Origin of the sequence: Sulfitobacter sp. R18_1, from assembly GCF_017743915.1 — a bacterium.
In the GTDB taxonomy this organism is placed as follows: Bacteria; Pseudomonadota; Alphaproteobacteria; order Rhodobacterales; family Rhodobacteraceae; genus Sulfitobacter; species Sulfitobacter faviae.
Genome location: NZ_JAGHRG010000008.1, coordinates 1 through 18,119, shown reverse-complemented (window position 1 = coordinate 18,119; position 18,119 = coordinate 1). Strand labels below are relative to the sequence as shown.

The window sequence follows — 18,119 nt, the reverse complement described above, 5'->3', positions numbered from 1 at the left end:
AGGAAACCCGGCCCAAACACCCAAGTCGGACAATCCAAGGGAGGAAACACCGATGAAATACAAACTGGGAACACTGGCCGTAGCTGGCCTGATGGCCGCAAGCCCCGTGATGGCGGACCTTGTCTTTCCGTCGCTGAGCTATCGCACCGGGCCCTATGCCGCGGGCGGCATCCCCTTCGCCGACGGCTATGCCGACTACTTCACCCTGCTCAATGAGCGTGACGGCGGCATCGGTGGCGAGCCTATCCGCGTCCCGGAATGCGAGACCGCCTATAACACCGAGAAGGGCGTGGAATGCTACGAATCCACCAAGGGTGAAGGCGCGTTGGTGTACCAGCCGCTCTCGACTGGCATCACCTACCAGTTGATCCCCAAGGTCACCGCCGATGACATCTCGATGCTGACCTCCGGTTTGGGCCGCACCTCGGCCAAGAACGGTGATGTCTTCAGCCACGTCTTCAACTTCCCGGCCAACTACTGGGACGGCGCTTCGGTCGCGGTGAAGCACATCATGGAGCAGGAGGGCGGCAGCCTTGAGGGCAAGAAGATCGCGCTGGTCTACCACAACTCCGCCTATGGCAAGGAGCCGATCCGCACCCTGCAGGAACTGAGCAAGAAACATGGTTTCGAGCTGAAGGAAGTGCCCGTTGACCACCCCGGTCAGGAGCAGAAGTCCCAGTGGCTGCAAATCCGCCGTGACAAGCCCGATTACGTGATCATGTACGGCTGGGGCGTGATGAACCAAGTTGCCGTTCAGGAAGCCGCCAACATCCGCTTCCCGATGGACAAGTTCATCGGCATCTGGTGGTCCGGCTCCGAGAACGACGTGCTGGCCGCGGGCGCCAAGGCCGATGGCTACAAGGCGCTGACCTTCCACAACGTCGGTTCCGATTATCCGCTCTATGACGACCTTCAGGAATACGTCGTCGACGCGGGCAAAGCCGCGGGCGCAGGCGATCAGGTCGGCTCTGTTCTGTACAACCGTGGCATCTACGCCGCGATGCTTGTGGCCGAGGCCGCGCGCACCGCGCAGGAGATCCACGGCGTGACCGACATCACCAGCGGCCAGATGCGCGACGGGATGGAGCAGCTTGAGATCACCGAAGAGAAGATGGCGGCGCTTGGCCTGCCGGACTTCGGGCCTGAGTTCAGCGTCTCTTGCGAGAACCACGGCGGCGAAGGCTTCGTGGCCGTAACCCAGTGGGATGCCGAGGCCAAGGAATGGAACCTCGTGTCGGACTTCATGCAGTCCGACCAAGACGTGATCCAGCCGCTGATCGATGCCGACAGCTCGGCCTATGCCGAGGAAAACGCCATCGAGGGCAACTGCTAAGAACCCTGCTCCCGGCCACCTTGCGGGTGGCCGGGGACATCTTCGAACCCCAAGAAAGGTCATGCCCATGCTGGATGCCGCCAACACCAATGACGTCGCAGTCGACAACCTGCTCGAGGTCAACAATATCGAGGTGATCTACAACCACGTCATCCTCGTGCTGAAGGGCGTCAGCCTGAACGTGCCCAAGGGCGGCATCACCGCGCTTCTGGGCGGCAATGGCGCGGGCAAGACAACGACGCTCAAGGCGATCTCGGGCCTGCTGGCCTCGGAGCGTGGCGAGGTTACCAAGGGCTCGATCAAATACCGCGGCGGCGCGATCCAGCATCAGGACCCCGCCGAGATCGTGAAACAGGGGGTCGTGCAGGTCATGGAAGGCCGGCACTGTTTTGAGCACCTCACCATCGAGGAAAACCTGCTCACCGGCGCCTATACGCGCAGCGACGGCAATGCCGCGATCCAGCAGGACCTTGAGATGGTCTATAATTATTTCCCCCGTCTGAAGGAGCGCCGCCGTTCGCAGGCCGGCTATACCTCGGGCGGCGAGCAGCAGATGTGCGCCATCGGCCGCGCGCTCATGTCGCGCCCCGAGACGATCCTTTTGGACGAGCCGTCGATGGGTCTGGCCCCGCAGCTGGTGGAGCAGATCTTCGAGATCGTGAAATCGGTGAACGAACAAGAGGGCGTGACCTTCCTGCTGGCCGAGCAGAACACCAACGTCGCCCTGCGTTTCGCGCACTACGGCTACATCCTCGAATCCGGGCGCGTGGTGATGGACGGTCCCGCCAAAGATCTGCGCGAGAACCAGGACGTGAAGGAATTCTACCTCGGCATGTCCGACGAAGGCCGCAAGAGCTTTCGCGACGTGCGCAGCTACCGCCGCCGCAAACGCTGGCTGAGTTAACCGGCCCGCCCGGACCCGAAGGAAAGACCAAGACGAGACCTGAGCGGGCCTATGCCCTCTCCAGTGATGCCATAGCAGGAAAGTGACAGGGATGCTCACCAAGCCCCATTTCGACGATCTGGAAACCCGCAGCGCCGACCAACGAGCGGCCGATCTGGCGCGGGCCTTGCCGCAGCAGATCGCCCGCGCGCAGGGCTTGCCGGGCTATGGCGACACGCTGAAGGATGTGGATGCCGCGCAGATCACCTCTGCCGAAGCGCTTGCCGATCTGCCGGTGCTGCGCAAATCCGAACTGGGCAAGGCGCAGGCGGGCCAGCCGCCCTTTGGTGGTTTCACCACCAAGCCGGTGCATGACTTCTCCCATGTCTTCCAATCCCCCGGCCCGATTTATGAGCCGTCGAGCAACGACCCCGACTGGTGGCGCATGGGGCGGTTCCTGCATGCTGCCGGGATCGGCGCGGGTGACGTGGTGCATAATTGCTTTGGCTACCATCTGACCCCCGCGGGCATGATCTTCGAGTCCGGCGCGCGCGCCGTGGGCGCCACCGTGCTGCCCGCCGGGACCGGCCAGACCGAGCTTCAGGTCACCGCCGCGCGCGACGTGGGCTCCACCGCCTATGCCGGGACACCGGATTACCTGAAGGTGATTCTCGAGAAGGCCGATGCCATGGGGGTGAAGCTGAACATCACCAAGGCGGCGGTCGGTGGCGGGGCGCTATTTCCCAGCCTGCGCGCTTTCTACCAGGAGCGCGGCATCACCTGCCTGCAATCCTACGCCACCGCTGACTTGGGCAATATTGCCTATGAAAGCCCGGCGATGGAGGGGCTGATCGTCGACGAGCAGGTCATCGTCGAGATCGTCACCCCCGGCACCGGCATCCCGGTCGCCCCGGGCGAGGTGGGCGAGGTTGTGGTCACCACGCTGAACCCCGATTACCCGCTCATCCGCTTCGCCACTGGCGATCTCAGCGCCGTGCTGGAGGGCGAAAGCCCCTGTGGGCGCACCAATATGCGCATCAAGGGCTGGATGGGCCGCGCCGACCAGACCACCAAGATCAAGGGTATGTTCGTGCGGCCCGAGCAGGTCGCGGCGTTGGTCGCCCAGCACGCGGAGATCGAAAAGGCCCGGGTCATCGCCAGCCGCGAAGGCGAGGCCGACGTGATGACGGTGCAGATCGAGACTGCGGGGGACGACAAGGACCGCTATGCCCAATCCGTGGCCGACCTGCTCAAGCTCAAGGGCCGTGTCGAACTGGTCGCCCCCGGCAGCCTGCCGCGCGACGGGCTGGTGATCGAGGATACCCGCAGCTACGACTGAGGCGCGGCGTCGCGCCCTCTGGCATTTCCGAGTGAAATCGTCGAAATAGGGCGCATGACGCTGAACCCCGCCTCCACCGAGACGCCTCACCTGCGCCGCGCCCGTGACGGGCTGCGCGCGCTATCGGGCGTTGCCCTGACCGTGGCCCTCTTCTGCGCGCTGCCGATGCTGGCGGTGCTGATCGCCGCCCTCAGCGGCGGGACGGAGACGGTGCAGCACCTGATCGACACGGTGCTGGGGCGCTACACGGTGACCACGCTGCTCTTGGTGCTGCTGGTCTCTCTGGGCACATTCGCCATCGGCGTGGGGGCCGCGTGGCTGGTCACGATGACGCGTTTTCCGGGGGCGAAACTTCTGGAGATTGCGCTGGTACTGCCGCTGGCCTTCCCGGCTTATGTGCTGGCCTATGCCTATACCCATGTGCTGGATCATCCCGGCATCGTGCAGACGGTGCTGCGCGACGTCACCGGCTGGGGGCCGCGCGATTATTGGTTCCCTGAGATCCGTTCCCTCGGCGGGGCGGCGGCGATGCTGGTGCTGGTGCTCTATCCCTATGTTTATCTGCTGGCGCGCGCCGCCTTTCTGCAGCAGAGCGGCACGACCTTTCTGGCCGCCCGCGCGCTCGGCTCCAGCGCATGGGCCGCGTTTTTCAAGGTCAGCCTGCCGCTGGCCCGCCCCGCCATCGCCGGTGGCGTGCTGTTGGCGGTGATGGAGACCATCGCCGATTTCGGCACCGTCGCCTATTTCGGCGTGCAGACCTTCGCCACCGGCATCTACACCAGCTGGTTTTCGATGTTCGACCGCGCGGCGGCGGCGCAACTGGCGCTCTGCCTGCTGAGTTTCGCCCTGCTGCTGGCGATGTTGGAGCGCGCGCAGCGCGGCAAGGCCAAGTATCACGACCCCGCGCGCCGGACCCAGTCCGCGCCGCCGGCCGAGTTAAAGGGCTGGCAGGCCGCGGCGGCGATCGTGCTTTGCGGGGTGCCGGTGCTGTTTGGGGCGGTGTTGCCGGTGGTGATCCTCGTGACCATGGGGCTCGACAGTGAGCAAAGCCTGTTCAGCCCGCGCTACCTCGGTTTCATGCGCAATTCGGTGACGCTTGCGGGGGTCGCGGCGGTGCTGACGGTGCTGGCGGCGATCAGCGTGGGGTTCTACCGGCGGCTGCGCCCGGGACGGGTCTCGCAGGGTGCGGCCTATGTGGCGCGGCTCGGCTACGCGGTGCCGGGCGGGGTGATCGCGGTGGGTCTGCTGGTGCCTTTCGCGGCCTTCGACAACGCGCTCGACGCCTGGATGCGCGAGACCTTCGACATTTCCACCGGGCTTCTGATCACCGGGTCGATCTGGCTTCTGGTGCTGGCCTATCTGGTGCGTTTCCTCGCCGCGGCGCTTGGCGCCTACGAGGGCGGGCAGTCCATGGTACATGCCAATATGGATGCCGCCGCGCGCTCGCTGGGGCAGACGCCTCTGGGCACGCTGCGCCGGGTGCATCTGCCGATCCTCGCGCCCAGCCTGCTGACCGCGCTGTTGATCGTCTTCGTCGACGTGATGAAGGAACTGCCCGCGACGCTGATCATGCGGCCGTTCAACTATGACACGCTGGCGGTGCAGGCGTATCGCTTGGCCAGTGATGAGCGGTTGAACGGGGCGGCGGTGCCGAGCTTGGTGATCGTGGCGATGGGGTTGCTGCCGGTGATCCTGATTTGCCGACAGGTGGGGCGGCAGCGGTAGATTTCGAGGGCCAGCGCCTGCCCGTGGGGTGGCGATGCGGACGTGGCTTCGTGCCGCTTTATGGTGCCGCCTTGGCGTGACTTAGATGACTTCCACCCAGCCTCACCAAATCGCCTCCCCGTCGCACCAGAGGTGCGCCGTTATTGATCGGCACGCCTTTGGCGTGATGGGGCGGGCAGGCGATGGCCCGGCGCCTGCGGCTTGATTCCGGGCCGGGAACGATGAGGGCAGCGCCCTCCCTGGGGGGCGATGATCGGCCTGCTTTCTGCAATGTCATTGCCAAAGACGCAGGCGCTGCGTCATGTGCCAGCGTTGCAAAATCGCCCTCCGGGGGGAGGGAGGGCGATGCCCGTGGTCCCCACGGGCGGGGCGCTAGATGCCGGCAGCACAGCACATAAAAAAGGCGGGCCCGAAAGCCCGCCTCCTGCGCGATGTCGTGCTGATTATTCCCAGCCGACCGAGTTGAAGATCTTCTGCGCGGTGCCGATGTTCTCGGCCACGTCCGACAGGTTCACCTCGTCGGCTTTGAACTCACCCAACTGCTTGACGCTGTCGGCCAGTTCCACGCCTTCCACGGTGGGGAATTCATCGTTGCCCGCCGAGAAATAGACCTGCGCCTGATCGGAGGCGAGATACTCAAGGAATTTCACCGCGTTCTCACGGTTCGGCGCGTTCTTGGCCACACCGCCGCCCGAGAGGTTCATATGCGCGCCGTTGCCTTCCTGATCCGGCCAGATCACGCCGATCTTGCCGATATCGGCGCTGACGCCATCGACATCGGTGCGGATCGCACGGGCGAAATAGTAGCTGTTGGAGACCGCGATGTCGCACTCACCGGAAACGATGCCGCGCAGCTGGTCGGTGTCGCCGCCCTGCGGGGCGCGCGCCATGTTGTCGACCACGCCCTGCGCCCATTCGGTCGCGGCTTCTTCGCCCTCATGGGTCACGATGGAGGCCAGCAGGGTCTGGTTGTAGGTGTTGGTCGAGGACCGGATGCAGACCTGACCTTTGTACGCCGGATCGGCGAGGTCCATGTAGGTCTCGGGCGGGTTGTCCATCGTCTCTTTGTTGAAGAAGATGATCCGCGCGCGCTGCGACAGGCCGAACCACTGGTTGTCGTCGTCTTGCAGGTTCGAGGGGATGCGCTCTTCCAGCGTCTCGCTCTCAACAGCTTGCAGCAGGCCCAAGTCCTTGGCACGCTTGAGGCGGCTTGTGTCCACGGTCAGCAGGACGTCGGCGGGGGAATTCGCGCCTTCGGCTTCCATACGCGCCAGCAGTTCGTCGGCCTTGCCTTCGATGCGGTTGATGGTGATGCCGGTCGCTTCGGTAAAGTCGGAGTAGAGCCGCTCATCGGTGTCGTAGTGACGCGAAGAGTAGAGGTTCAACTCGCCATCGGCCAGCGCAGGAAGGGCCAGCGCCATCAGCGCGGCGGCGGCAGTCGATGTTTTGCAGAAGGTCATATCAGGGTCCTGTTCCATTGGGATAACTTGACTGAAATAGTAAGAAACAGATTTTACCCTTTCCTGCAACCAATTCCGCCAGAATTGGTTGGAAAGCCCCCGGCCAAGCCGGGCCGGGGGGCTGCGTGGTCAGTCTTTGCTGCCGATCTTGTCTTGGGTCTTGGTGTCGAAATCGCTAGCGTCGTGACGCTCGTGCAATTGCATCGACAGGTCATCGCCGAAGGCGCGGTTGACCATCCGGCCTCGCGTCACGGCAGGGCGCGCGTCAATCGCCTCGGCCCAACGCATCACGTTCTTGTAAGAGGTCACATCGAGGAATTCCGCCGCGGAGTAGAGCCGTCCGAGGACCAGTTGGCCATACCAGCTCCAGATCGCCATATCGGCGATGGAGTATTCATCGGCGAAATACTCGTGTTCGGCCAGATGCTTGTCCATCACGTCAAGCTGGCGCTTGGTCTCCATCGCGAAACGGTTGATGGGGTATTCGAACTTCTCAGGCGCATAGGCGTAGAAATGGCCAAAACCGCCGCCGAGATAGGGTGCGCTGCCCATCTGCCAGAAGAGCCACGAGAGTGCCTCGGTCCGGCGGGCGGGGTCTTGGGGCAGGAAGGCGCCGAACTTCTCGGCGAGATAGAGCAGGATCGCCCCCGATTCGAAGACCCGCTGCGGCGCGTCGCCAGAACGGTCCATCAGCGCGGGGATTTTCGAATTGGGGTTCACCTCGACAAAGCCCGAGCCGAACTGGTCGCCCTCGGAAATATCGATCAACCACGCGTCATATTCCGCCGCCTTGTGGCCCGCCGCCAGCAGCTCTTCGAACATCACAGTGACTTTGACCCCGTTGGGCGTGGCGAGGGAGTAAAGCTGAAAGGGATGCTCACCGACAGGCAGTTCCTTGTCATGGGTCGCACCGGCGATGGGCCGGTTGGTGCTGGCGAATTTGCCGCCGCTCTCTGATTCCCATTTCCAAACTTTGGGGGGCGTATATTCGGGCGTGTCCGACATGATGGTCTTCCTTGTTATTCAAGCCTGCCTTGAAGGTGGGGTTTTGCACCGGGGTTGCAAGCAGTTATCCGCAACGAAAAAGGCCGCCCCGGAAGGAGCGGCCTTTAAATCGAATAGCTGCGAAGCTCAGCCCTGACGGGCTTTGAACCGGCGCTGCGTCTTGTTGATGACGTAAACGCGGCCTTTGCGACGCACAACACGGCAATCGCGATGCCGATTCTTGAGCGAGCGGAGCGAATTGCGAACCTTCATGGTCGTCTCCTCATGTCGTGGCGCGGGCCAGCGCCTGGGTTGCGGGCAACCCGCCAAGGGCGGGTCGATGAATAAATGGTGGGCGATACTGGGATCGAACCAGTGACCCCTTCGATGTCAACGAAGTGCTCTACCGCTGAGCTAATCACCCACTTTTCAGCGTTTCCGTATCGGCCCCAAAACTAAATGGGGCGCGAAATTTCGCGCCGTTGGGGTCCTATAAAAGGAGTCGGCGGCGGGATCAAGGGCTTTTGGCGCGGAATAAACACGCTATGTTCGACTTAGAGGAATTTATTATGCCGATGACCGCTTACGAAGTACTGCATCCGGACCGAAACCGCTCTTGCGTGGTCTTTGCGTCACCCCATTCGGGGCGGGATTATGCGGCGTCTTTCTTGCGGCGGTCGGTTTTGGACGAACATGCAATCCGTTCGTCCGAAGATGCCTTTGTTGATCTCTTGTTCGACTGCGCACCGCTGCATGGCGCTTCTTTTATCAAAGCCGGGGCCCCGCGGGCCTATATCGACCTCAATCGCGCGCCGGAGGAGTTGGATCCGTCGGTCATCGAAGGCATTCCGCGGCAGGGGCACAACCCGCGCGTGGCTTCGGGGCTGGGGGTGATTCCCCGCGTGGTGGCCAATGGCCGGGCGATTTATCGCGGCAAACTGACCCAAGAAGAAGCGCAGTTGCGAATCGACAGCTACTGGCGGCCCTATCACGCGAAATTGCAGGAATTGCTCAGCGGGGCGCATCGCCGCCATGGCCAAGCGGTGCTGGTCGATTGCCATTCCATGCCGCATGAGGCGATGGACGGCGTGGCCCGCGGCGGGATGCGGCGGCCCGATGTCGTGCTGGGGGACCGTTTCGGCGCGGCGGCGGGGGGCGAGGTGGTCGACCGGATCGAAGCGGCTTTCGTCGACGCGGGCTTCGTCGTGACGCGCAATTCGCCCTTCGCGGGGGCCTATATCACCCAAGCCTATGGCCGCCCGTCCCGGGGACAGCATGCGGTGCAGGTGGAAATCGACCGCGCGCTTTACATGAACGAGCGGTTGATTCGCCCCAATGGCGCTTTCGAGGCGGTACAGGCGGCGCTGCAACGTGTGGTGGCCGAGGTGGCGCAGATCGGGCAGGAGCGGCTTCCGCTCGCCGCGGAGTAGGCTCAGCGCAGCGCGCGCCCTTTGACGATGGCTTTTTCGCCGAAACGGCTGCGGATGCTATCGGCGGCGCGTTCCGCGCGGCTGCGTTGTGCCGCGCCGGGGTCGAGCAGATCGCCCGCCATATCCGCCCCCTCGGCGCCCGACAACTCGGAGAGGCCCACGCCGATCAGCCGATAGGCGCTTTGGTGATCGATTTGGTCGAAGAGGGCGCGGGCGGTGCGGTAAATCCGGTCGGCCAATTGGGTCGGGTCATGCAGCGAGAGGCGGCGCGACAGCACTGTATGATCGGCGCGTTTGAGCTTGAGCGTCACCACCCGGCCCGCCATCTCTTTCGCCTTGGCGCGGTCCGCCACCTTTTCCGCCAAGCGCCAGATATGGCCGTCCAGAATCTCCGCGTCGCCCGTATCGTCAGAGAATGTCGTTTCATTACTGATCGACTTCACCGGGCGGTGGCGCGAGACGCGGCGGGTGTCTTGGCCTCGTGCCAGATGCCACAGCCGGTCCCCCATGCTGCCAAAGCGCGCGATGAGATCGGTCTGTTCCCACCGCAAGAGATCGGAAAAGCTGCGGATGCCGGCCTTCTCCAGTGCAGTCTGGGTGGCGGCACCGACGCCCCAGATCATGCCCACGGGTTTGTCGCGCAGAAAGTCCGCCGTTTCCCCCGCGCCGATGACAGAGAACCCATGCGGCTTGTCGAGGTCCGAGGCGACTTTGGCCAGAAACTTGTTATGGCTCAGCCCGATGGAACCTGTCAGCCCCAGTTCCACCTTCATCCGCCGCACCAGCCGCGCCAGCATCATCGCCGGGGGCTGGCCGTGCAGCCGCGCCGTGCCGGTCATGTCGAGAAAGGCTTCGTCCAGCGACAGGGGCTCGATGGCCGGGGTCATCTCTTCCATCATGGCGCGGATCGCGCGGGAGGCTTCGACATAGACCTCCATGCGTGGCTTGATGATCACCGCCTCGGGGCAAAGCTTGAGCGCCTGAAACATCGGCATGGCGGAGCGCACGCCGCGAATGCGCGCGACATAGCAGGCAGTCGAGACGACCCCGCGCCGCCCCCCGCCGATGATGACGGGTTTGCCCGCGAGTTCGGGATTGTCGCGTTTTTCGACCGAGGCATAGAAGGCGTCGCAATCCATATGGGCGATGGAGAGGTCAAAGAGTTCCGGGTGGGACAGCACGCGCGGGCTGCCGCAGCGCGGGCAGCGCCGCGCCGGCGGGATTTCAGTCAGACAATCGCGACAGAGGGTAGCCATGGGTACACCGGGAGGGCAGGGTTCGGGCGACGATTCTAACCAGATCGCGAGGGATTGAACATGGTCTTTGATGGCGCCAAGCTCGCGCTCTACCTTGGGGAGAAGCTGGCCGTGATCCTGCGCGACGATCTGCCGGGGCTGCTCTTTGCCGATCACTGGGATTTGCCCGGCGGGGGCCGTGAGGGGGATGAGACCCCGCTGGCCTGCGCGCTGCGCGAATGCCGCGAAGAACTGGGGATCGTGGTGCCTGAAGATGCCGTGATCTGGGAGGGCATCTTTGACGAGAGCGGGCGGATCAAATGGTTCTTCGTCGCGCGCTTGCCTGCGGAGGCGGAGGCCCAGATCGTCTTTGGCGACGAGGGGCAGCGCTGGCGCTTGATGACCGAGGCGGAGTTTCTCAACCATCCCCGCGCGGTGCCCGCCTTTCAGGACCGCTTGCGGGTCTATCTTGCAGAGCACGCGAATGGGAGGATGTAGGGCAAATAAAGGCCCCCCGCCTGCGTGAGCGGGGGGAGGTGACGAACATCAGGAAGAACCAGTTCGTCGGGGAGTATCACCTGAGTTCAACATAACATATGGGGCGGTTTTCGCCTAACGTTGATGGAAGCCCCCGCGGCGCATGTCGGCGCGCTGTGGTCGATTTGCTACAGGCGGGGGAGAGCCCGTTGTTAACCTTCGGAAATTTCCTGAAGCACGGCGCGGGCGGCGGCGGCGGGGTCTTCAGCCTGCCAGATCGGGCGGCCCACCACGATGTGATCGGCCCCGTCCGTGATGGCCCGCCCCGGTGTGGCGACGCGTTTCTGGTCGCCCAATGCAGCCCCTTGAGGGCGCACGCCGGGGGTGACGATCAGTTTGCCGCCCGCTTCGGGCAGGGCGCGGATCGCGGCGGCTTCTTGGGGGGAGGCGATGACCCCATCCGCACCTGCGTCCAGCGCCCGGCCTGCGCGGGTCAGCACCAGATCGCCCAGATCGCCCGGCTGGATCAGCGCGGCGTCAAGATCGGCGCGGTCCAGCGAGGTGAGGATGGTGACGGCGAGGATTTTCATATCGGTGCCCGCGGCCCCCTGTTTGGCCGCAGCCACCACATGCGGGTCGCCGTGGACGGTCAGGAAATCCAGATCGAACTGCGCAAGGCCCCGCACCGCCGCCTCAACGGTGGCGCCGATGTCGAAGAGTTTCATATCAAGGAAGATGCGCTTGCCATGCTCTTGCTTCAGCTCATTGGCCAAGGCCAAGCCGCCGCCGGTCAGCATGCCCAGACCGATTTTGTAAAAGCCCACGGCATCGCCGAGCTTTTCGGCCAGTTCCAGCCCCGCGACCGCATGGGGAACATCAAGGGCGACAATCAGACGGTCATCAGACATGCGAGGGCTCCTGCCAAATTTCAAACGGCTTTGACCTACGCCGCGGCGCGGGGCAAGTCCATCATTCATGCGGGGAGGGCGCAAAAAAGAGGCCCGAACGCCGCTGAGCGGGTCCGGGCCAAGTGATCAGAGACTTAGCAGGCAGGCACTGGTCTCTGGTTTGCGGAACGCCACATCGGGACAGATGAGGTGGCGGCAGGTCCGCGGGCAGCCGCGCGGCAGGCAGGCGCCGCGCGGAAGGGGGTCAAGCCGCGTCGCGACCGGGGAGGTGCATGACCTCTTCCAGCCAACGCAGCGGGTCGAAGCTGCGGCGTCCGGCCCGCTGTGCGGGGACGTGGCGCAGAACTTCGGAACTCAGGCCACGCTTTTGTACGTGGCGGCGAAGCGCCTGACGGGACAGCCCGTCAGCGGCATCGTGGTATGACATGGTGATCGGGGCATCGATGGCGCAGGCGTAACGGCGCAGCTGCTCCCCGTCTTGGACGGTCACCAGCGCTTCGAAACACTGAGTGGCCGCATTATAGGTGACATCTGTCAACTGGATCGGGCGCGTCTGCATCGTTTCACCTCTTGCGTTCTTCTGAACCTTGGCAGGCTGCTTTGTCCTGCTCTCCTCTGTTGGGTAAACGCGAGAGGCGGCAAAATGGTTTCATTATGGTTACAGCTTCTGTGGATAAAGGTTAACAATGTATTTATATCAGTAACATATAGATGTATTTTATGTCTCAAAGTTGCCGTATTTTTGCCTTATTGGCTGATTCTTTCCTATTGGCGGCGCCGCTCTCGGCGGTATTTTGCATCTGGATGGTCTTGAACCGGCAACACCGCTTCCCAAATTGATACCGAGGCTCAGACCGCCGCGTGCCACATATCGGGCGCGGCATTTTAGAGCGCTTGTAGAAAAGGAGAGACCCATGGACTTGAGCAAGTTCACGGAAAGATCGCGCGGCTTCATTCAAGCGGCGCAAACCATTGCAACACGGGAAAGCCACCAGCGGCTGGCCCCGGAACATGTCCTCAAAGCATTGTTGGATGACGACCAAGGGCTCGCGCGGAATCTGATCGCCGCGTCGGGCGGCGACGGTGCGCGCGTGGTGCAGGCGCTTGATTTGGCGCTTGGCAAGATCCCAAAAGTCACCGGCGATGCGGGGCAGGTCTATCTGGACGGCACCACTGCCAAGGTGCTGGCCGAGGCCGAAGCGATTGCCAAGAAAGCAGGCGATAGTTTCGTCACTGTCGAGCGCATTCTGACCGCGCTGTGCATGGTGAAATCCGGCGCGAAGACGGCGCTGGAAGCGGGGCAGGTGACCGCCCAAGGGCTTAATGCCGCCATCAATGATGTCCGCAAGGGCCGCAAGGCCGACAGCGCCACCGCCGAAGACAACTATGAGGCGCTGGAGAAATACAGCCTCGACCTGACCGCGCGGGCCGAAGAGGGCAAGATCGACCCGATCATTGGCCGGGATGAAGAGATCCGCCGCGCCATGCAGGTGTTGAGCCGCCGCACCAAGAACAATCCGGTGCTGATCGGTGAGCCCGGCGTCGGTAAGACCGCCATCGCCGAAGGCTTGGCGCTGCGCATCGTGCATGGTGACGTGCCTGAATCCCTGCGCAACAAGCGTCTGCTCGCGCTCGACATGGGGGCGCTGATCGCTGGCGCGAAATACCGTGGTGAGTTCGAAGAGCGTTTGAAAGCCGTGCTGACCGAGGTGACCGAAGCCGCGGGCGAGGTGATCCTCTTCATCGACGAGATGCACACGCTGGTCGGTGCCGGTAAGGCCGATGGCGCGATGGATGCGTCGAACCTGCTGAAGCCTGCGCTGGCGCGGGGGGAATTGCACTGTGTCGGAGCCACCACCCTCGAAGAGTACCGCAAATATGTTGAGAAAGACGCGGCACTTGCGCGGCGGTTCCAGCCGGTGATCGTGCAGGAGCCGACGGTGGAAGACACCGTCTCGATCCTGCGCGGTATTAAAGAGAAGTATGAGCTGCATCACGGCGTGCGCATCAGCGACACCGCGCTGGTTGCGGCGGCGACGCTGAGCCATCGCTATATCACCGACCGCTTCCTGCCCGACAAGGCGATCGACCTGATGGACGAGGCGGCAAGCCGTCTGCGGATGGAGGTCGACAGCAAGCCTGAAGAACTGGATGCGCTGGACCGTCAGATCCTGCAACTTCAGATCGAGGCCGAAGCGCTGAAGAAGGAAGACGATGCCGCGTCCAAGGATCGGCTGGAGGCTTTGCAAAAAGACCTCAGCGATCTGCAAGATCGCAGTGCCGAGATGACAGCGCAGTGGCAGGCCGAGCGTGACAAGCTCGCCGGGGCGCGTGACATCAAGGAGAAGCTCGACCAAGCGCGGGCCGAACTCGACATCGCGAAACGCGAAGGCAACCTCGCGCGCGCGGGCGAGCTATCTTATGGCGTGATCCCGCAGTTGGAGCGTGACCTTGAAGCCGCCGAAGGCCGTGAGGATGACATGATGGTCGAAGAGGCCGTGCGCCCTGACCAGATTGCCTCCGTCGTTGAGCGCTGGACCGGCATTCCTGCGGGTAAAATGCTCGAAGGTGAACGCGACAAGCTGCTGCGAATGGAAGAGCAGTTGCACGACCGGGTGATCGGTCAGAATGCTGCCGTGAAGGCGGTTGCCAATGCCGTGCGCCGTGCGCGTGCTGGGCTGAACGATGAGAACCGCCCCTTGGGCAGCTTCCTCTTCCTCGGGCCGACTGGTGTGGGCAAGACCGAGCTGACCAAGGCCGTGGCCGAGTTCCTCTTTGACGATGACAATGCGATGGTGCGCATCGACATGTCGGAGTTCATGGAGAAACATGCCGTGGCCCGTCTGATCGGTGCCCCTCCGGGCTATGTCGGCTATGACGAAGGTGGTGTGCTGACCGAAGCGGTGCGGCGTCGGCCCTATCAGGTCGTGCTCTTCGATGAGGTCGAAAAGGCGCATCCCGATGTCTTCAACGTGCTCTTGCAGGTGCTCGACGATGGTGTGCTGACCGATGGTCAGGGCCGCACGGTCGACTTCAAGCAGACGCTGATCGTGCTGACCTCCAACCTCGGGGCGCAGGCGCTGAGCCAACTGCCCGAGGGCGGCGATATGGCGGCGGCCAAGCGTGACGTGATGGATGCGGTTCGGGCGCATTTCCGGCCGGAGTTCCTGAACCGTCTGGACGAGACGATCATCTTTGACCGTCTGGGCCGGGCGGATATGGACGGGATCGTCGATATTCAGATGGCGCGGCTGCTCAAGCGGCTTGCCGGGCGGAAGATCACACTCGATCTCGACGACGCTGCGCGAAAATGGCTGGCGGATGAGGGCTATGACCCGGTCTTCGGGGCGCGTCCTTTGAAGCGGGTGATCCAGCGTACCGTGCAGGACCCGCTGGCCGAGATGCTCTTGGCCGGGGATGTGAAGGATGGGGATACTGTCACCGTTCGTGCCGGGGCCGATGGCTTGATCATCGGCGATCAGGTGGCCGCGTCAAACCGGCCTAAGCCGGATGACGCAACGGTGCACTAACCGTCAAGCGATGAAGAGAAGGGCCGGGTTTTCCGGCCCTTCTTGCGGCCGGAGACTGAAACCTTTCGCCAGCACCGGGCATTGCCCTCTCTTCCCCCGGAGGGCGATTTTGTGAGATTACCTCATGTCGGGCCGCCTGCGGGCCATGCGGAGCCTGCGCTCAAATTTAAGAACCTGACGCCCCCAGGAAGGGCGATGCCCTTTTCACTCTTCCCCAATCGCCTCTTTCACGATCTGGTCGAGCAGGCTCTGCACCTCCTGCATCGCGCCATCGGGAAAGGCGCGGTAGCCGATGGTCACTTCCTCACTCTCGGGCAGTTGCATGACGAATATGTCGTAGGGGCAAAAGCCGATGTTCATCACATCCGCCTCCATCACCTTGCGCGACAGCGCGGCCGAGCAAAAGCTGAACACCTCAGCCGCCTCGAACAGCACCACGTCAGAGCCGACATCGGCGCGGGTGCGGTCGAGCATCTCACCGACATGGCTGACATTCTCGGGGATGAGCCCTTGGTTCAGGATCGCGTTCTCCACCCCGAAGGTCACATCGCCAAAGCTTTGGTCGGTGGTATAGGTGACCATCTCATCCGCTTGGGCGGCGCTGGCCCAGATCAGACCGGCGGCGAAAAGAAAACGGATCATGGCGGCACTCCTTTGAATAACGGCGCCTGACATTCCGGTGTGCTGGCTGAAATCCGGGCGAAAGGATTTGGTATGGCTTCCGGCGGGCGCTAACTTTGCATGAGTATAGTAGGGAGCGCTGAAATGGCCAATCGCTGGATCAATCGACTGACGGACCGTGACGTGACCGATGAGGCGCAATACCTCAACCGGCGGCAGATCATGGGCGGCGCGATGGCGGGGCTGGGTCTTGCCGGGCTGGGGCAGGGCGCCGCGGCGCAAGAGGGGCTGACCCCGAATGACTACGAAGACATCACCCAATACAACAATTACTACGAGTTCGGCACCGGTAAGGACGATCCTGCGAAATACGCGGGCGCGCTGACGACCGCCCCTTGGACCGTGACCATCGCGGGCATGGTCGACAAGCCCGGCGATTACGCTTTCGAGGATATCATGAAGGCGATGACCATCGAAGAGCGCATCTACCGGCTGCGCTGTGTCGAGGCGTGGTCGATGGTGGTGCCGTGGAACGGATTCGAACTGGCCGATCTGCTCAATATGGCCGGGGTGCAATCCGGCGCGAAATACGTGGCTTTCGAGACCGCCTACCGCCCCGAAGAGATGCCGGGCCTGCGTTTCCCCGTGCTCGACTGGCCCTATGTCGAAGGGCTGCGGCTGGATGAGGCGATGCACCCGCTGACGATCATGGCCACCGGCATCTATGGCAAAGACATCCCAAACCAGAACGGCGCACCGCTGCGGTTGGTCGTGCCGTGGAAATACGGGTATAAATCCATCAAATCCGTGGTGCGCATCACGCTCACCGACACGCAGCCGCCCACCAGTTGGAACAAGGCCGCGCCGCGAGAATATGGTTTCTACAGCAATGTGAACCCCAAGGTCAGCCATCCGCGTTGGTCGCAGGCCGATGAGCGCCTCATCGGCGGCGGGCTCTTCGCACGGCGCCAGCCGACGCTGATGTTCAACGGCTACGAAGAAGAGGTGGCGTCGCTTTACGAGGGCATGGACCTGACGGCGAACTTCTGATGCCTGCCGCGATATATATGCCCCGTCCTTTCGCCCAAGCGCCACTCTCTGGCGTGGCCGCAGCATGACGCGCCTGTCCGATGCCCTGAACAGGGCCGCCCGCCGCATCCCGGTCTGGGCAGTTTACCTCCTGCTGGCCCTGCCCATCCCGTGGTTCTTTTACCAAGGACTCACCGGCGGGCTGGGGCGCGATCCGGTAAAGGGGCTCGAACACCTCTATGGCCTCTGGGCGCTGCGCCTGCTGATCGCCGGTCTGGCGATCACCCCGTTGCGCCGGGTATTTGGGGTGAGCCTGCTGCGCTTTCGCCGGGCGCTCGGTGTGATGACCTTCGTCTATGCGCTCGCGCATCTGACGGTCTGGGCGCTGCTCGACGTGCAGGGGCTGTCGCGTATCTGGGCGGATATTCTCAAACGGCCCTATATCACCATCGGTATGGCCGGGTTCCTCTGCCTTGTGCCGCTGGCGGCGACATCTAACAATTGGTCGCTGCGGAAGCTGGGGGCGCGCTGGCGCAAGCTCCACCGGCTGACCTATGTGGCAGCGCTCTTGGCAGCCCTACATTTCCTATGGCTGGCGAAAGGGTTTCAGCTAGAGCCGTTGGTCTATGCCGGCCTTGTCGCGGGGCTCTTGATCTATCGGCTGCCGTTTGGGCGTCTTTGGCAGAAGGCCCACGGGGATGGGCGACTCGGAAGGGGCAACAGGGGTCGTGATTCACGCGTCTGAAACACGCGATTCCGGGCTGTGGGATGTGGATAACTGATGGCGTTAACATAACGGCGGCAGATCACGGGGGTTTAGGTTAACCTCTGCAGTGTTTCGCATTCCATAAATCACTGTTTTGAAAGGCTTTTATAAGGCTTTCACAAAAACTGCACAAAACTTCAAAAAACGGCTTGCGGCCTTGTCTCAGTAACCTTAGAACCCCCTCTACCGGCGGCGCTGAGACGCACCGCTGGGGCGCCAGACGGGGCGGACGGCAGCGGAGACGCGGTGGTTCGGATCGAAAGGCGGATAGGAATTCGAGGTATTAGAGGCGGGGCGCGCCAAGAAGTTAGGGCGCATCTCAGTTTCTTTTGTCTCAACGCTGTTTGAAAATTTGATATCTGAAGAGATATGTGGGCGGTTTGGTTCATTCGATGGATC

16 protein-coding genes and 1 tRNA gene are annotated in these 18,119 nt (G+C 62.9%); 9 read left to right on the top strand and 8 right to left on the bottom strand.

Features of this window, described 5'->3' with window-relative positions; genetic code table 11:
* Positions 1–52 precede the first annotated feature (52 nt).
* The 4 genes from J7392_RS15675 to J7392_RS15660 all read left to right on the top strand — a co-directional run bounded on the left by J7392_RS15675 (position 53) and on the right by J7392_RS15660 (position 5,280).
* Positions 53–1,333 (top strand): ABC transporter substrate-binding protein, encoded by a 1,281-nt coding sequence (locus J7392_RS15675; protein ID WP_209218414.1) that lies wholly within the window; start codon positions 53–55, stop codon positions 1,331–1,333.
* Positions 1,334–1,400: 67 nt separating this feature from the next.
* Entirely contained in the window at positions 1,401–2,237 is an 837-nt protein-coding gene (locus J7392_RS15670) for an ABC transporter ATP-binding protein (RefSeq protein ID WP_067267747.1), read from the top strand.
* 91 nt (positions 2,238–2,328) lie between these two features.
* Positions 2,329–3,555 (top strand): phenylacetate--CoA ligase family protein, encoded by a 1,227-nt coding sequence (locus J7392_RS15665; RefSeq protein ID WP_209218413.1) that lies wholly within the window; start codon positions 2,329–2,331, stop codon positions 3,553–3,555.
* A 54-nt stretch (positions 3,556–3,609) separates the two neighbouring features.
* The gene (locus J7392_RS15660) at positions 3,610–5,280 is read left to right on the top strand and encodes an iron ABC transporter permease (protein WP_209218412.1); all 1,671 of its coding nucleotides are present in this window, start codon (positions 3,610–3,612) and stop codon (positions 5,278–5,280) included.
* A gap of 443 nt (positions 5,281–5,723) precedes the next feature.
* On the opposite strand, the gene J7392_RS15655 is transcribed toward J7392_RS15660, so the two are convergent.
* The 4 genes from J7392_RS15655 to J7392_RS15640 all read right to left on the bottom strand — a co-directional run bounded on the left by J7392_RS15655 (position 5,724) and on the right by J7392_RS15640 (position 8,148).
* Positions 5,724–6,740, bottom strand: a complete 1,017-nt coding sequence (locus tag J7392_RS15655; protein WP_209218411.1) for a Fe(3+) ABC transporter substrate-binding protein — start codon at positions 6,738–6,740, stop codon at positions 5,724–5,726.
* Positions 6,741–6,869: 129 nt separating this feature from the next.
* The gene (gene yghU / locus J7392_RS15650; protein WP_067264177.1) at positions 6,870–7,745 is read right to left on the bottom strand and encodes a glutathione-dependent disulfide-bond oxidoreductase; all 876 of its coding nucleotides are present in this window, start codon (positions 7,743–7,745) and stop codon (positions 6,870–6,872) included.
* 126 nt (positions 7,746–7,871) lie between these two features.
* Positions 7,872–7,997 (bottom strand): type B 50S ribosomal protein L36, encoded by a 126-nt coding sequence (gene ykgO / locus J7392_RS15645; RefSeq protein ID WP_005850168.1) that lies wholly within the window; start codon positions 7,995–7,997, stop codon positions 7,872–7,874.
* Positions 7,998–8,073: 76 nt separating this feature from the next.
* Positions 8,074–8,148: transfer RNA gene (locus J7392_RS15640), tRNA-Val, on the bottom strand.
* 145 nt (positions 8,149–8,293) lie between these two features.
* On the opposite strand from J7392_RS15640, the gene J7392_RS15635 reads away from it, so the two are divergent.
* Complete coding sequence (locus J7392_RS15635) at positions 8,294–9,154, top strand: N-formylglutamate amidohydrolase (protein WP_209218410.1); 861 nt, start codon at positions 8,294–8,296, stop codon at positions 9,152–9,154.
* A 2-nt stretch (positions 9,155–9,156) separates the two neighbouring features.
* Here J7392_RS15635 and J7392_RS15630 read toward each other — a convergent pair whose 3' ends face one another.
* Positions 9,157–10,410 (bottom strand): DNA polymerase IV, encoded by a 1,254-nt coding sequence (locus J7392_RS15630; RefSeq protein WP_209218409.1) that lies wholly within the window; start codon positions 10,408–10,410, stop codon positions 9,157–9,159.
* Positions 10,411–10,470: 60 nt separating this feature from the next.
* On the opposite strand from J7392_RS15630, the gene J7392_RS15625 reads away from it, so the two are divergent.
* Positions 10,471–10,887, top strand: coding sequence for an NUDIX hydrolase (locus J7392_RS15625; protein ID WP_209218408.1), 417 nt, complete (start codon positions 10,471–10,473; stop codon positions 10,885–10,887).
* Between the two features lie 191 nt (positions 10,888–11,078).
* Here the strand turns inward: J7392_RS15625 and pyrF are convergent, their stop codons facing one another.
* Positions 11,079–11,774 (bottom strand): orotidine-5'-phosphate decarboxylase, encoded by a 696-nt coding sequence (gene pyrF / locus J7392_RS15620; RefSeq protein WP_209218407.1) that lies wholly within the window; start codon positions 11,772–11,774, stop codon positions 11,079–11,081.
* 244 nt (positions 11,775–12,018) lie between these two features.
* On the bottom strand, positions 12,019–12,333 hold the full coding sequence (locus J7392_RS15615; RefSeq protein ID WP_209218406.1) for an orotidine 5-phosphate decarboxylase: 315 nt from the start codon (positions 12,331–12,333) through the stop codon (positions 12,019–12,021).
* A gap of 355 nt (positions 12,334–12,688) precedes the next feature.
* Here J7392_RS15615 and clpB point away from each other — a divergent pair, with 355 nt between their 5' ends.
* The gene (clpB, locus tag J7392_RS15610) at positions 12,689–15,304 is read left to right on the top strand and encodes an ATP-dependent chaperone ClpB (protein WP_209218405.1); all 2,616 of its coding nucleotides are present in this window, start codon (positions 12,689–12,691) and stop codon (positions 15,302–15,304) included.
* A gap of 204 nt (positions 15,305–15,508) precedes the next feature.
* Here the strand turns inward: clpB and J7392_RS15605 are convergent, their stop codons facing one another.
* Complete coding sequence (locus J7392_RS15605) at positions 15,509–15,946, bottom strand: DUF302 domain-containing protein (protein ID WP_209218404.1); 438 nt, start codon at positions 15,944–15,946, stop codon at positions 15,509–15,511.
* Positions 15,947–16,069: 123 nt separating this feature from the next.
* On the opposite strand from J7392_RS15605, the gene msrP reads away from it, so the two are divergent.
* Both msrP and msrQ read left to right on the top strand, forming a co-directional pair.
* Positions 16,070–16,975 carry a protein-methionine-sulfoxide reductase catalytic subunit MsrP gene (msrP, locus tag J7392_RS15600; protein ID WP_209218403.1) on the top strand — a complete coding sequence of 302 codons (906 nt, stop codon included), beginning with the start codon at positions 16,070–16,072 and terminating at the stop codon, positions 16,973–16,975.
* 64 nt (positions 16,976–17,039) lie between these two features.
* Positions 17,040–17,699 carry a protein-methionine-sulfoxide reductase heme-binding subunit MsrQ gene (gene msrQ, locus J7392_RS15595; protein ID WP_209218402.1) on the top strand — a complete coding sequence of 220 codons (660 nt, stop codon included), beginning with the start codon at positions 17,040–17,042 and terminating at the stop codon, positions 17,697–17,699.
* The last annotated feature ends 420 nt before the right edge of the window (positions 17,700–18,119 follow it).